We start from the raw sequence: 13544 nt of genomic DNA, 5'->3' as shown, positions 1-13544 counted from the left end.
CTAGAGGTGCCCCCATGTCCGACTCGTGATAACCCTGCGAACTAACATCGCAACCGTCAGTGGCCCGTAAGTGGGCCCGCCGACATTACGGCCGCACCTAGATCAAGGAGACAAGAAAATGAGCAGCAGCGCATCGAAGAACATCGAATCCGTCCTGGTCGAGAACCGCGTGTTCCCCCCCGACGCCCGCGCCAGCACCGGCGCCCGCATCGCCGGCATGGCCGCCTACGAGGCCCTGTGCCAGGAGGCCGAACAGGACTTCGAAGGCTTCTGGAGCCGCCTGGCGCGCGAGAACCTGGACTGGACCCAGCCCTTCACGAAGACACTCGACGAGTCGAAGGCGCCGTTCTACGAGTGGTTCGGCGACGGCGAACTCAACGCCAGCGCCAACTGCCTGGACCGCCACATCGGCACCCCCGTCGAGCACAAGACCGCCATCGTCTTCGAGGCCGACGACGGCGCCGTCACCAACGTCACCTACAAGGAACTGCTCGCCCGCGTGAGCCAGTTCGCCAACGCCCTGAAGGCCGCCGGCATCGGCAAGGGTGACCGCGTCATCATCTACATGCCCATGACCATCGAGGGCGTGGTCGCCATGCAGGCGTGCGCCCGCATCGGCGCCACCCACAGCGTGGTGTTCGGCGGCTTCTCCGCCAAGGCCCTGCAGGAGCGCATCATCGACGCCGGCGCCGTGGCCGTCATCACCGCCAACTACCAGCTGCGCGGCGGCAAGGAGCTGCCCCTCAAGGCCATCGTCGACGACGGCATTGCCCTGGGCGGCTGCGAATCCATCCAGACCGTCTTCGTCTACGAGCGCACCCCCAGCGCCTGGCCCCGCGTCGACGGCCGCGACAAGACCTTCGCCGAGGCGCTGGCTGGCCAGAGCACCGACTGCCCGCCCGTGCCCGTCAACGCCGAGCACCCGCTCTTCATCCTCTACACCTCCGGCTCCACCGGCAAGCCCAAGGGCGTGCAGCACGCCACCGGCGGCTACCTGCTGTGGGCTCGGCTCACCATGGACTGGACCTTCGACATCCGGCCCGAGGACGTCTTCTGGTGCACCGCCGACATCGGCTGGATCACCGGCCACACCTACGTCGCCTACGGGCCGCTCGCCGCCGGCGCCACCCAGGTCGTGTTCGAGGGCATCCCCACCTTCCCGCACGCCGGGCGCTTCTGGCAGATGATCGAGAAGCACCAGGTCAGCGTCTTCTACACCGCCCCCACCGCCATCCGCTCGCTCATCAAGGCTGCCGAATCGGACGAGAAGGTGCACCCGAAGAACTGGAACCTGGACAGCCTGCGCATCCTCGGCTCCGTCGGCGAGCCCATCAACCCCGAGGCCTGGATGTGGTACCACCGGCACATCGGCCATGAGAAATGTCCGATCGTCGACACCTTCTGGCAGACCGAGACCGGCGGCCACGTCATCACGCCCTTGCCGGGCGCCACGCCGCTGGTGCCGGGCTCGTGCACCTTGCCGCTGCCGGGCATCGCGGCGGCCATCGTGGACGAGACCGGCAAGGACCTGCCCAACGGCGCGGGCGGCATGCTGGTCATCAAGCGGCCCTGGCCCTCGATGATCCGCACCATCTGGAACGACCCCGAGCGCTTCAGGAAGAGCTACTTCCCCGAGGAGATGGGCGGCACCATCTACCTGGCCGGCGACGGCGCGGTGCGGTCCGCTGGCGGACCCTCCGGTTCCGGGGCCGACCGCGGCTACTTCCGCATCACCGGGCGCATCGACGACGTGCTCAACGTCTCGGGGCATCGCCTGGGCACGATGGAGATCGAATCGGCGCTGGTGTCCAAGACCGACCTGGTGGCCGAGGCCGCGGTGGTGGGGCGGCCCGACGACGTGACGGGCGAGGCGGTGTGCGCCTTCGTGGTGCTCAAGCGCGGGCGCCCGAGCGGCGAAGAGGCCAAGCAGATCGCCAACGAGCTGCGCGCCTGGGTGGCCAAGGAGATCGGCCCGATCGCCAAGCCCAAGGACATCCGCTTCGGCGACAACCTGCCCAAGACGCGCAGCGGCAAGATCATGCGGCGCCTGCTGCGCAGCATCGCCAAGGGCGAGGCCATCACGCAGGACATCTCGACGCTGGAAAATCCGGCGATTCTGGAACAGTTGTCACAGACCAACTGATTCGATCTGTAGGACATGGCCGTTAACGGAAAGCAGGGGCCATTGCGGCCCTCGGCCTGAGGTAAAACCGGCGCAGTTGCCATGCACCTCGACGTGCATGGCGAGTTCACTGTGTTCGATCTTTACGAAGGAGGCCCCCATGGGCGTGAGATCTGCTTTCCTGTTCGTCATCCTGCTGCTGATCGCGGCGCTCGCCGCGCTCAACTGGGGCACGCTTTCGGGCCCGGTGCCGGTGTCGCTGGGCTTCATGACCGTGTCGGCGCCGCTGGGCCTCATGATGCTGGGGCTGACGGTGGCCCTCGGCGTGTTCTTCCTGGTCTACGTTCTGTACCTGCACAGCTCGGTGCTGCTCGACGCCAAGCGCCACAACAGGGAAATGCAGGTGCAGCGCGACTTGGCCGACAAGGCCGAGGCCTCGCGCTTCACCGAGCTGCGCAATTTCCTCGAAGCGCAGGAAACCAAGCACATGGCGCAGAACGCCGATCGGCATGCCGCGCTGCTGACGCGGCTGGGGCAGCTCGAGAGCGTGATCCGTCAGCGCTCGGAGCAGTCCGACAACACCGTGGCCGCACACATCGGCCAGCTCGAGGACCGCATCGAGCGCAAGCCGCTACCCACGGACATCGATCCGCGGATCTGACGAGCGCTCGTCAGCGCGCCAGCAGCACCCAGGCCGCCAGCTTCTTGGCGTCGGCTTCGCTGACCTGGTTGTTGGCCGGCATGGCCAACGGCCCCCACACGCCCGAGCCGCCCTTGATGATCTTCGTCGCCAGCATGTCGACGGCACCGGCATTGCCCTTGTACTTGGCGGCCACGTCCTTGAAGGCGGGGCCGAGCACCTTGCGGTCCACCGCGTGGCAGCTCATGCAGTTCTTCGACGTTGCCAACGCCAGGTCGGCAAAGGCGGGCGCCGCCAGGCCGAGACCGAGAACCGCGAATGACAGGAGTCTTTTCATGGGGCTTTATTCGTAATGGCTGGGTTACATTCGATGTAACGCGATTGTAGGTAGCGCCGTGGACCGGCGTCCGGAAGCGTTGCCAAACAAAACCCGGAGGGATTCGCGATGCTTTTTCTGCTGTTGGGCCTGCTCGGCGTGGGCCTCAAGTACTTCGAGGTGGGCATGGTGGCCGGCTGGAGCTGGTGGATCGTGCTGTCGCCTTTTGCCATGGCCGTGGCGTGGTGGGCATGGGCCGACTGGTCGGGCTACACCAAGCGCAAGGTCGTCGAGCGCGAGGATGCGCGCAAGCAGGCGCGCATCGACCGCCAGCGCAGCAACATGGGCCTGCCGGGCAGCAAGGGCCAGCGCCCCAAGCGCTGACGGGCGGCCTCCAGCCCGCACGCCTCGCGGCACCGCGACATGGACGAGGAAGCGACCCGCCATGCGATGCTCGTCTTCGGGCTCTCGCTGCTTGTCGGGCCGGCCATCGGCGGGCTGGCGGGATGGCTCAAGAATCTTTTCTGGGGCGTGGGCGTCGGAGCCCTGCTGATCGGCTGCGCCGGCCTCTATGCGGCCGCGACCATCGGCTGGCATCGCTACCAGTCGATCGCAGGCACGGCCAGCGTGCAGGGCAGCCTGGTCGAATTCGTGGAGGAGCGCAGCAAGGACAGCAACGGCCGCACGACGGTCTCGCGCGCACCCATCGTCGAATACACCGCCGCCGATGGGCAGAAGCGCCGCGTCAAGGGGCTCGGCGGCGGACTGTCGGACAAGGAGTGGGGCGATCCGGTGGAGGTGCGCTACAGCCTGGCCGACCCTGCGCAGGCCCTGGTGGCCGATTTCCAGAACATGTGGGGCGCCGTCTGGGGCCTGGGCCTCTTCGGGCTGTTCCCGATGATGTTCGGGCTGTTCTTCACCGGCATGGCGATCAAGGAAGGGCGGCCCCATGGCCGTGCAGCGGCGCCGCAGTGCACGGCCACCCCCGCGCAGCAGCGCTGGCGCACGCGCGGCACCGTGCTGGCCAACCTGGTGTTCGTGGCCGGCTTTGCCGTCTGCTTTCTCTACCCGGACGAACGCCTGGGAAGGGCGCTCGGCGCGGGCTTCATGACCATCGGCACCGGCGCATTGCTGCACTTCATTGTGCAGAGCCTGCCGCCGGCGATGGAGTTCGAGTTCCGCAGCATCCTCGCGATCGTGGGCCTCGGCTTCCTGGCCTTTGGCTACGGCGCGTGGATGATGTTCTGACCGGCCTCAGAACTTGTCGAGCACCGCGCCCGAACTGGCGCTCGAGGCATTGAACGCGAACTTGGCCTGCACGCCGCGCGTGTAGCGCGGCGCCGGCGGCTTCCAGCCTTCGCGGCGCTTGGCCAGCTCGGCTTCGGGCACGTTGAGTTCGAGCACCAGCTTGTGCGCATCGATGGTGATCGAGTCGCCTTCGTTGACGAAGGCAATGGTGCCGCCCGCCGCCGCTTCAGGCGCGACGTGGCCCACCACCATGCCCCAGGTGCCGCCCGAGAAGCGGCCGTCGGTGATCAGGCCCACGCTTTCGCCGAGGCCCGCGCCGATCAGCGCGCCCGTGGGTGCCAGCATCTCGGGCATGCCCGGGCCGCCCTTGGGGCCGAGGTAGCGCAGCACCATCACGTCGCCGGCCTTGATCTTGCCGTCCAGGATGGCCTTGAGCGCCGACTGCTCGTCGTCGAACACGCGCGCCGGGCCGGTGATGACCGGGTTCTTGAGGCCGGTGATCTTGGCGACCGCGCCTTCGGGCGACAGGTTGCCCTTGAGGATGGCCAGGTGGCCTTCGTCGTACATCGGCTTGTCGATCGGGCGGATCACGTCCTGGTCGGCACGCGGCACGTCGGGCACGTCCTTCAGCACTTCGGCGATCGTCTGGCCGGTGATGGTGATGCAGTCGCCGTGCAGCAGGCCCGCGTTCAGCAGCACCTTCATGACCTGCGGGATGCCGCCGGCCTGGTGCAGGTCGACCGCGAGGTACTTGCCCGAGGGCTTCAGGTCGCACAGCACCGGCACCTTCTTGCGCATGCGCTCGAAGTCGTCGATGGTCCATTCGACCTCGGCGGCATGCGCAATGGCCAGGAAGTGCAGCACGGCATTGGTGGAGCCACCGGTGGCCATGATCACCGCCACCGCGTTCTCGATGGCCTTCTTGGTCACGATGTCGCGCGGCTTGATGTCTTTCTTGATGGCCTCGATCAGCACCTTGGCCGATTCCTTGGCCGAGTTGGCCTTTTCGTCGTGCGGGTTGGCCATGGTCGACGAGTAGGGCAGCGAGATGCCCAGCGCCTCGAACGCGCTGGACATGGTGTTGGCCGTGTACATGCCGCCGCAGGAGCCGGTGCCGGGAATGGCGCGCTTCTCGATCTCGTGCAGGTCCTCGTCGCTCATGTTGCCGGCGGCGTTCTGGCCCACGGCCTCGAACACGCTCACGATGTTGAGGTCCTGCCCCTTGTAGCGGCCCGGCAGGATGGTGCCGCCGTAGACGTAGATCGCCGGCACGTTGGCGCGCAGCATGCCCATGAGGCCGCCGGGCATGTTCTTGTCGCAGCCGCCGACCACCAGCACGCCGTCCATCCACTGGCCGCCCACGCAGGTCTCGATGCAGTCGGAGATGACCTCGCGGCTCACCAGCGAGTACTTCATGCCTTCGGTGCCCATGGCCATGCCGTCGGAGATGGTGGGGGTGCCGAACACCTGCGCGTTGCCGCCGGCTTCCTCGATGCCCGCGATGGCCGCGTCGGCCAGCTTCTGCAGGCCCGAGTTGCAGGGCGTGATGGTGCTGTGGCCATTGGCGACGCCGACCATCGGCTTCTTGAAGTCGGCCTCTTCGTAGCCCATGGCGTAGAACATCGAGCGGTTGGGCGCGCGGCTCTTGCCTTCGACGATGTTGGCGCTGCGGCGGTTGATCTGGATTGGCTTGGTGTCCATGGTGTCTCTTGTATCGTGGAGGAGATCGAGGGGAATTCCAAGTATCGGACTTCTCATTGATTCATTCCAATCCATTTTTATGCGCCGATTGATATGCTTGGCATATGAAAGATGCCTTGATCGACCTGCGCGCCTGGCGCCAGTTCGTGGCCGTGGCCGAAGAGCTGCACTTCGGCCGCGCCGCGCTGCGGCTGCACATGACCCAGCCGCCGGTCACGCAGGCCATCGCCCAGCTCGAGAAAACGCTGGGCGTGGTGCTGTTCGACCGCACGCGCCGGCGCGTCGCGCTCACGCCGGCCGGCGAGGCGCTGCTGCCCGACGTGCGCGAGTTGCTGGCGCGCGCCCAGGCGCTGCCGGCGCGGGCGCGTGCGGCGGCGGCGGGGCAGGTCGGGCGCGTGCGCATCGCCTTTGTCTCGACCGTCGGTTTCGAGCAGCTGCCGGCCTGGGTGCGCGAATTCCGCGTGCGCTGCCCCGAGGTGGCGCTCGAACTGGTCGAAGCCACGGGCGACGTGCAGCTCGAGGCCTTCGCGCGCGGCGAGATCGATGCCGGCCTGATGCTGCATTCGCCGGGCGCCGCGCCACCCGGACTGGCGCGCCTGCAGGTGGAGGAAGAAGCGCTGGTGCTGGCGTTGCCGTCGCAGCACCGGCTCGCGCGTGCGCGTCCCGTGCCGCTGGCCGAGGCGCTGGCCGAACCGCTGGTGATCTTTCCGCGCCGCATCGTGCCGTCGCTGCACGATGCGGTCTTCGATCTTTATCACGCGGCAGGGCGCACGCCGCAGGTGGCGCAGGAAGCGATCCAGATGCAGACCATCGTCAACCTCGTCTCCGGCGGCATCGGCGTGGCCTGGGTGCCGCACAGCGTGATGCAGTTCCGGCGCGCCGGGGTGGTCTATCGGCAGGCCGGCGAGTTCAAGGGCACGGGCCGGCGCCGCGTGGCGCTGCCGGCCTGCGAAACCAGCCTGGTGTGGCCCGCGCAGGCCGCGCATCCGGCGCTGGCGCGCTTCGTGGAATTCGTGCGCGAGCGCACGGGGCGGGTGCGGGCGACGTAGGTCCGACTACCTGCGCGGCGTTCGTGCGCCGGCCGGCCGCGGTGCTTCGGGCGCATCGAGCGACGCGGCGAGCAGCATCTCGAGCCAGCCCGCGAAGGCCTGCATGCGGCGCGAGAGATTGCGGCGGTGCGGATAGACCAGGTGCACCGGCAGCGGCTGGGCGCGCGCCTCGGGCAGCACCTCGGCCAGCTCGCCGGCCGCGAGGTGTTCGCGCACGTCGTAGGCCGGGATCTGGATCAGCCCGAGCCCCGCCAGCGCGCAGGCGATGTAGGTCTCGGCATTGTTCGCGCTGACCTGGCTGCGCATGCGCAGCGTCGCGGTCTCGCCGTCGCGCTGCCACTCCCAGGGCGCCGCGCGGCCGCTGGTCGGCGAGGCGTAGTTGACCGCGGTATGCTCCGGCAGGTCCGCCGGCGCGCACGGCGTGCCATGGCGCGCCAGGTAGGCCGGGCTCGCGCAATTGATCAGCGTGAAATGCCCGAGCGGCCGCGCCACCAGGCTGCTGCTCGCCAACGGACCCACGCGCAGCGCGCAATCGACACCTTCGAGCACCAGGTCCACCGCACGGTCGCTGGAGCCGAGCTCGAGTTCGATCGCCGGGTAGCGCTCGAAGAAACCCGGCAGCGCCGGCGCGATGAGCCGCCGCGCGATGCGGCTCGGCACATCGACCTTGAGCCGTCCGCTCACCTGGCTGCGCGAGGGCAGGAACTGCTGCTCGATGTCTTCCATGTCGGCCACGAGCGTGCGGGCTCGCTCCAGCAGCACTTCGCCGTCGGGCGTGAGGCCGACGCGCCGCGTGGTCCGGTGCAGGAGGCGCGAGCCCAGCTTCGCCTCGAGCTGCTGCACCGCCGTGGAAATGGTGGCGCGCGGCAGCGCGAGCCGATCGGCCGCGCGCGTGAAGCTGCCGGTTTCGGCCACGCGCAGGAACACCTTGAGAAGGTCGATGCGGTCCATGCGTGCTGGCTGGATTGTTTGTGATTCTCGGAACAGTCTAGCGTCGGATTGTTGATTTATTCCGGAACTTGCCATCAATAGACTGAAGCTTCCCGATTCACATCAATGCTCTTCAGCAGGAGGCCATTCCATGTCCGCACGCACTCTCCAGAACAAGGTCGCCGTCATCGCCGGCGGCGGCAAGAACCTCGGCGCGCTCATCGGCCATCAACTGGTCGACGGCGGCGCCCGCGGCATCGCCATCCACTACAACAGCGACGCCTCGCGCAAGGAGGCCGAGAAGACCGCCGCCGAACTCGAGGCGAAGGGCGCCGGCACGCTGCTGGTGCAGGGCGACCTCTCTGTTGTGGACAACAACGTCAGGCTGTTCGACCAGGCCGTGAAGCACTTCGGGCAGGTCGACATCGCCATCAACACCGCGGGCGTGGTGATCAAGAAGCCGATCCTCGATGTCACCGAAGCCGACTACGACAAGAGCTTCGACGCCAACGCCAAGGCCGCGTTCTTCTTCATCCAGCAGGCCGGCCGCACGCTGGCCGACGGCGGCAGCATCGTGTCGCTGGTGAGCTCGCTGCTCGCGGCCTACACGCCGTTCTACGCGATCTATCCGGCCTCGAAGGCGGCGGTGGAGCACTACACGCGCGCAGCCTCCAAGGAGTTCGGCGAGCGCGGCATCTCGGTCAACGCCATCGGCCCCGGACCGATGGACACGCCGTTCTTCTACGGCCAGGAAAGCAAGGAAGCCGTCGAATACCACAGCAGCGCGGCGGCACTCAGCAAGTTCTCGAAGAAGGGCTTGACCGACATCGAGGACATCGCGCCCATCGTGCGCTTCCTGGTCACCGAAGGCTGGTGGATCACCGGCCAGACGATCTTTGCCAATGGCGGCTACACCACCCGCTGATCCGGCAGGATCGCGCCCGGAGGACAACGCAAGATGCACACGATCATGGTGATGGGCGGCGGCTTCGTGCTGCTGGTGGTGTTCCTGTTGGCCAGCCGCTTCATCGGCGACGGCTCGTCGCTGGCGCTGGCCACGGCTGCCAAGTGGTTCATCCCGGTGTGGTTCATCGGCGCCGGCATCAACATGGCCGTGGGCGTGGTCAAGGCCGGCTATTCGGTGGCCGAAGAACTGCCGATCTTCCTGCTGGTGTTTGCCGTGCCGGCGGTCGTGGCGGCACTGCTGTGGTGGAAGTTCGGGCGCTGACATTGCCCTGAATGTCCCCGCGCCGGCCGCGACATTCGGGCCGGGCACAATCCGCGGATGCTCATGTATCCGCAGATCAATCCCGTCGCCCTGCAGCTCGGGCCCGTGGCCATCCACTGGTACGGCCTGACCTACCTGGCCGCGTTCGCGCTGTTCTATTTTCTCGGTACGCGCCGGCTGCGCCACGAACCGTACCGCTCGCTGGTCGGGCAGGGCGCCTGGCAGCGCAAGGACATCGAGGACATCCTTTTCCTGGGCGTGATGGGCGTCATCGTGGGCGGGCGGCTCGGCTATTGCCTGTTCTACAAGCCCGAGTTCTATCTTTCGCACCCGCTCGAGATCCTCTACGTGTGGCAGGGCGGCATGAGCTTCCATGGCGGCCTGTTGGGCGTGATCGGCGCGATGGTCTGGTTCGCACGTTCGCGCGCGCGGCCGTTCTGGCAGGTGATGGACTTCGTATCGCCTTGCGTGCCCACGGGCCTGGCGGCGGGCCGCGTCGGCAACTTCATCAACGGCGAGCTCTGGGGCCGCTTCAGCAGTCCCGACCTGCCCTGGGGCATGGTGTTTCCGCAGAGCGGCTCGATGCTGCCGCGCCATCCCTCGCAGGTGTACCAGTTCCTGCTCGAGGGGCTTCTGCTGTTTGCCATCATGTGGCTGTACGCCCGCAAGGAACGCAAGCAGGGGCAGGTGGCCGCGGTGTTCATGATCGGCTACGGCGTACTGCGCTTCATTGCCGAGTATTTCCGCGAGCCCGACGACTTCCTGGGCCTGCGCGCGCTGAACCTGAGCCAGGGGCAGTGGCTCAGCGTGCCGATGGTGATCTTCGGCATCGGCCTGTGGATCTGGGCCGCGCAGCGCCGCCAGCCGGCGAGCGCCTGAGCATCGGGTCCTCAGGGTAAGCACGGGCCGCGCAGGGGGTGCGCGGCCTTGCAGCCCCTTCGAGCGCGCCTCACAATTACGCGTAATTACAGAAAATTACGCTAGCCTGATCGCCTTCAACCGCCATGCGCCTGGTCCCCAACTCCCTGCACGACGAAGTCGCCGCCACGCTGCGCGAGCAGATCTTCGCGGGCGCGCTGGTGCCGGGCAGTTTCCTGGACGAGGCCGCGCTGTGCGAGCGGCTGTCGATTTCGCGCACCCCCTTGCGCGAGGCGCTCAAGGTGCTCACGGCCGAAGGCCTGCTGCGCCACGAGCCGCGGCGCGGCTGCTTCGTGCGCGAGGTGACGGAGCGCGATCTCGACGAGATATTTCCCGTCATCGCGCTGCTCGAGGGCCGCTGCGCCTACGAGGCGGCACGCAACGCCAGCGATGCGGAGCTGAGCGAACTCGACGTGCTGCACGAACGGCTGGTGCGCCACGCCAAGGCCAAGCGCATCAACGACTACTACGCCACCAACCACCTGATCCACGAGGCCATCATCCAGCTGGCCGATAACAAGTGGCTGGCGCAGGTGATTGGCGATTTGCGCAAAATCCTCAAGCTGGCGCGGCTCCAGCAGCTGCATGCACCGGGCCGGCTCGAGCAGAGCCTGTCGGAGCACCTGGCGGTGTTCGCGGCGCTCAAGGCGCGCGACAGCGAGGGCGCCGACGCAGCCATGCGCACGCACCTGACACGGCAGCGCGAGGCGCTGCGCGCGGTGGCGCGGCAACAGAAATCCAGGGTGATGTCGTGAACGGCCTGAAAGAAGACGGCATTCCCGCACCCCACAGCATTGGAGCTTGTCGATGAGTGCGACCGAGTGGTTCCAGGCGCGACTGCGCTCTGGCGAGAAGTCCGGCGAAAAGGCCGCTGCCAAGGTGCCCGTGGCATCCGACGGCGCGGCCCGCGGCGCACCCAGGACGGCCGCGAAACCCAGCATGCGCTCGACCGCCGAGCGCCTGCAGGCCACGCTGCGCAAGGCCGACGAAGCCTTGTCGCCGCGTGCGCTGCGCCGCGTGCTCACGGCGCTGCAGGCGGTGATCGATCCACGCGTGAGCGAGGTCGAGGGCGGGCGCCGGGCCCATGCCATTGCACGCGAATATGCCGCCGCCACGCCCGAGGAGCGGCGCGACTACTGGGCGCTGATGAGCGAGCATTTCGCGGCCGATCCGCACAAGCTCAAGTCCGCGCGCGACCAGCACCAGGCCGCCGTGGGAACGCCCGACGAAGGACAGGCCGAGCTGCGGCTGCGGCGCGCACTGGTGTCGCCGCGCATGCGCCTGCTGCAGCGTTTTGCGGTCGAACCAGAAGGCATGCGCTTCCTGGTCGACCTGCGCGCCGAACTGCTGCCATTCCTCAAGTCGGACAAGCGGCTGATCGCGCTCGATGCCGAACTGGAGCATCTGTTCTCCACCTGGTTCGACGTCGCGTTCCTCGAACTGCGCCGGATCGACTGGCATTCGCCGGCGTCGCTGATCGAGAAGCTGATCCGCTACGAGGCCGTGCACGACATCAAGAGCTGGACCGACGTGAAGAACCGGCTCGACGACAGCGACCGCCGCTGCTACGGCTTCTTCCATCCGCGGCTGCCCAACGAGCCGCTGATCTTCGTCGAGGTGGCGCTGGTCGACCGCATCAGCGACGGCATCATGCCGCTGCTCGACGAGGCCGCCGTGCCGATCCAGCCGGCCAAGGCCACCACCGCCATCTTCTATTCGATCAGCAATACCCAGAACGGGCTGCGCGGCGTGAGCTTTGGGGATTCGCTCATCAAGCGCGTGGTCGAGACGCTGCAGGAAGAGCTGCCGCGCCTGAAGACCTTTGCCACGCTGTCGCCGATCCCGGGCTTTCGCAGCTGGCTCGCCAGGAATGCCGCCGAGCTGCTGCCGCGCCTGGACGAAAAGCGCGAGGCCGAGCTCGGCCGCCTCGTCGGCTCGCTGCCGCCGACCGCCGAGCGGCTGCTCGCCGCAGTGGAGTCGCCGGCCACGCTCGATGCCAAGTCGCCGCTGCGCCAGTGGCTGCTGCAGGCGGCGGCCGAATACCTGGGCCACACGCTGGTCGACGGCACGCCGGCCGATCCCGTGGCGCGTTTTCACCTGGGCAACGGCGCGCGCGTGGAGCGCCTCAACTGGGCCGGCGATCCGTCGCCCAAGGGGCTGAAGCAGTCGTACGGCCTGATGGTCAATTACCTCTACGATCTCAAGCGCCTCGACAAGCATCGGGCATGGATCGCCGAGGGCAAGGTGGCGGTTTCAGGGGATGTGGAAAGCCTGTTCTTCAAAAAAGGCTGAGTTCTGGAAAGAAGAGAAGTCCGGCGCGTGATGCACCGGCCCGCATGGTGCGGCAATCTACAACGACAGGAGATGACAGATGACTCAGAGTTTTCAGCGACGCGACGTGCTGCGCCTGGCCGCGGCCGGTGCCGCCGTTCTGTGCGGCGGCGCAGGCGCGCAGGGAGGTAATTGGCCGACGCGGCCGGTCAACATGGTCGTGCCGTTCCCGGCCGGCGGCGGCACCGATGCCTTCGCGCGCCCGCTCTCGGCCCAGTTCGCCAAGGTGGCCGGCCAGACGCTGGTCATCGACAACCGCGGCGGCGCGGGCGGCACCGTGGGCGCCAGCATCGCCGCCAAGGCCCAGCCCGACGGCTACACGCTCTTCATGGGCGCGGTGCACCACGCGATTGCGCCATCGATCTACCCCAAGCTCGACTACGACCTCGAGAAAGACTTCGTGCCGCTGATGCTGCTGGCCAACGTGCCGCAGGTGGTGGTGGTCAATCCGCGCCGCGTCACGGCCAATACGCTGCAGGAATTCGTGGCCGCCGCCAAGCGCAATCCCGGCAAGCTCAACTACGGCTCGGCCGGCGCGGGCACCTCGCACCACCTGGCGGGCGAGCTGTTCAAGCTGCAGACCGGCACCTTCATCACGCACATTCCCTACCGCGGCGCGGGACCGGCGCTGTCCGACCTGATCGCCGGCAACGTCGACCTGATGTTCGACGGCCTCGGCTCTTCGGCCCAGCACATCAAGGGCGGCCGCATCAAGGCGCTGATGGTTGCCGGCAGCAAGCGCAACCCGGCGTTCCCCGACGTGCCGTGCGCCGCAGAGGTCGGCCTGCCGGACTACACCGTCACCACCTGGTACGGCCTGTGGGCGCCCAAGGGCACGCCGGCCGACTTGCAGGCGCGCATCGTCGAGGAAATGAAGAAGGCCCTGGCGAGCGACGAGCTCAAGGCCATCTGGACCCAGAATGGCTCCGAGATCCCGAACCTCACCATGGCGTCGTACGGCGGCTTCGTGAATTCCGAGATCAAGCGCTGGGCCACGGTGGTGAAGGCCTCGGGCGCCAAGCTGGAGTAACGCGCGGCCGCAAGCTCGCACGCCCGGCGCA

General features: G+C 67.7%; 14 protein-coding genes. 11 read left to right on the top strand and 3 right to left on the bottom strand.

All coding sequences use genetic code 11. From position 1 onward, the window contains the following. The first annotated feature begins 118 nt into the window (after positions 1-118). Both acs and RZE77_RS15615 read left to right on the top strand, forming a co-directional pair. A complete protein-coding gene (gene acs / locus RZE77_RS15620; protein WP_319438240.1) occupies positions 119-2143 on the top strand; it encodes an acetate--CoA ligase in 2025 nt (674 codons plus the stop codon). A 139-nt stretch (positions 2144-2282) separates the two neighbouring features. Beyond that, positions 2283-2783, top strand: coding sequence for a LapA family protein (locus tag RZE77_RS15615; protein WP_319438239.1), 501 nt, complete (start codon positions 2283-2285; stop codon positions 2781-2783). Between the two features lie 10 nt (positions 2784-2793). Here RZE77_RS15615 and RZE77_RS15610 read toward each other — a convergent pair whose 3' ends face one another. Further along, positions 2794-3099 (bottom strand): c-type cytochrome, encoded by a 306-nt coding sequence (locus tag RZE77_RS15610; protein ID WP_319426300.1) that lies wholly within the window; start codon positions 3097-3099, stop codon positions 2794-2796. A gap of 108 nt (positions 3100-3207) precedes the next feature. Between RZE77_RS15610 and RZE77_RS15605 the strand changes: the two genes are divergently transcribed. Both RZE77_RS15605 and RZE77_RS15600 read left to right on the top strand, forming a co-directional pair. Next, positions 3208-3462: a TIGR04438 family Trp-rich protein gene (locus tag RZE77_RS15605; RefSeq protein WP_319426299.1), complete on the top strand. Its 255-nt coding sequence runs from the start codon at positions 3208-3210 to the stop codon at positions 3460-3462. Between the two features lie 39 nt (positions 3463-3501). Next, a complete protein-coding gene (locus RZE77_RS15600; RefSeq protein ID WP_319438238.1) occupies positions 3502-4326 on the top strand; it encodes a DUF3592 domain-containing protein in 825 nt (274 codons plus the stop codon). Between the two features lie 6 nt (positions 4327-4332). Here the strand turns inward: RZE77_RS15600 and ilvD are convergent, their stop codons facing one another. Then, positions 4333-6027 carry a dihydroxy-acid dehydratase gene (ilvD, locus tag RZE77_RS15595; protein ID WP_319438237.1) on the bottom strand — a complete coding sequence of 565 codons (1695 nt, stop codon included), beginning with the start codon at positions 6025-6027 and terminating at the stop codon, positions 4333-4335. Between the two features lie 104 nt (positions 6028-6131). Between ilvD and RZE77_RS15590 the strand changes: the two genes are divergently transcribed. Next, on the top strand, positions 6132-7076 hold the full coding sequence (locus tag RZE77_RS15590; RefSeq protein ID WP_319438236.1) for a LysR family transcriptional regulator: 945 nt from the start codon (positions 6132-6134) through the stop codon (positions 7074-7076). Between the two features lie 6 nt (positions 7077-7082). On the opposite strand, the gene RZE77_RS15585 is transcribed toward RZE77_RS15590, so the two are convergent. Continuing rightward, a complete protein-coding gene (locus RZE77_RS15585) occupies positions 7083-8027 on the bottom strand; it encodes a LysR family transcriptional regulator (protein WP_319438235.1) in 945 nt (314 codons plus the stop codon). A gap of 130 nt (positions 8028-8157) precedes the next feature. Here RZE77_RS15585 and RZE77_RS15580 point away from each other — a divergent pair, with 130 nt between their 5' ends. From RZE77_RS15580 to RZE77_RS15555, 6 genes are all read left to right on the top strand, one after another. Then, positions 8158-8931 carry an SDR family oxidoreductase gene (locus RZE77_RS15580; protein WP_319438234.1) on the top strand — a complete coding sequence of 258 codons (774 nt, stop codon included), beginning with the start codon at positions 8158-8160 and terminating at the stop codon, positions 8929-8931. A 33-nt stretch (positions 8932-8964) separates the two neighbouring features. Beyond that, positions 8965-9234 carry a hypothetical protein gene (locus tag RZE77_RS15575; protein WP_319438233.1) on the top strand — a complete coding sequence of 90 codons (270 nt, stop codon included), beginning with the start codon at positions 8965-8967 and terminating at the stop codon, positions 9232-9234. Positions 9235-9291: 57 nt separating this feature from the next. Next, positions 9292-10113 (top strand): prolipoprotein diacylglyceryl transferase, encoded by an 822-nt coding sequence (lgt, locus tag RZE77_RS15570; protein WP_124960486.1) that lies wholly within the window; start codon positions 9292-9294, stop codon positions 10111-10113. A gap of 125 nt (positions 10114-10238) precedes the next feature. Continuing rightward, entirely contained in the window at positions 10239-10907 is a 669-nt protein-coding gene (locus RZE77_RS15565) for a GntR family transcriptional regulator (protein ID WP_145746528.1), read from the top strand. 52 nt (positions 10908-10959) lie between these two features. Beyond that, on the top strand, positions 10960-12444 hold the full coding sequence (locus tag RZE77_RS15560; RefSeq protein ID WP_319438232.1) for a malonyl-CoA decarboxylase: 1485 nt from the start codon (positions 10960-10962) through the stop codon (positions 12442-12444). A gap of 79 nt (positions 12445-12523) precedes the next feature. Then, a complete protein-coding gene (locus RZE77_RS15555) occupies positions 12524-13513 on the top strand; it encodes a Bug family tripartite tricarboxylate transporter substrate binding protein (protein ID WP_319438231.1) in 990 nt (329 codons plus the stop codon). Positions 13514-13544 lie beyond the last annotated feature (31 nt).

Source organism: Variovorax sp. SPNA7, from assembly GCF_033807855.1.
In the GTDB taxonomy this organism is placed as follows: domain Bacteria; phylum Pseudomonadota; class Gammaproteobacteria; order Burkholderiales; family Burkholderiaceae_C; genus Variovorax; species Variovorax beijingensis.
The sequence above is the reverse complement of the archived record's forward strand: the minus strand, read 5'-3'. Positions and strand labels throughout refer to the sequence as shown.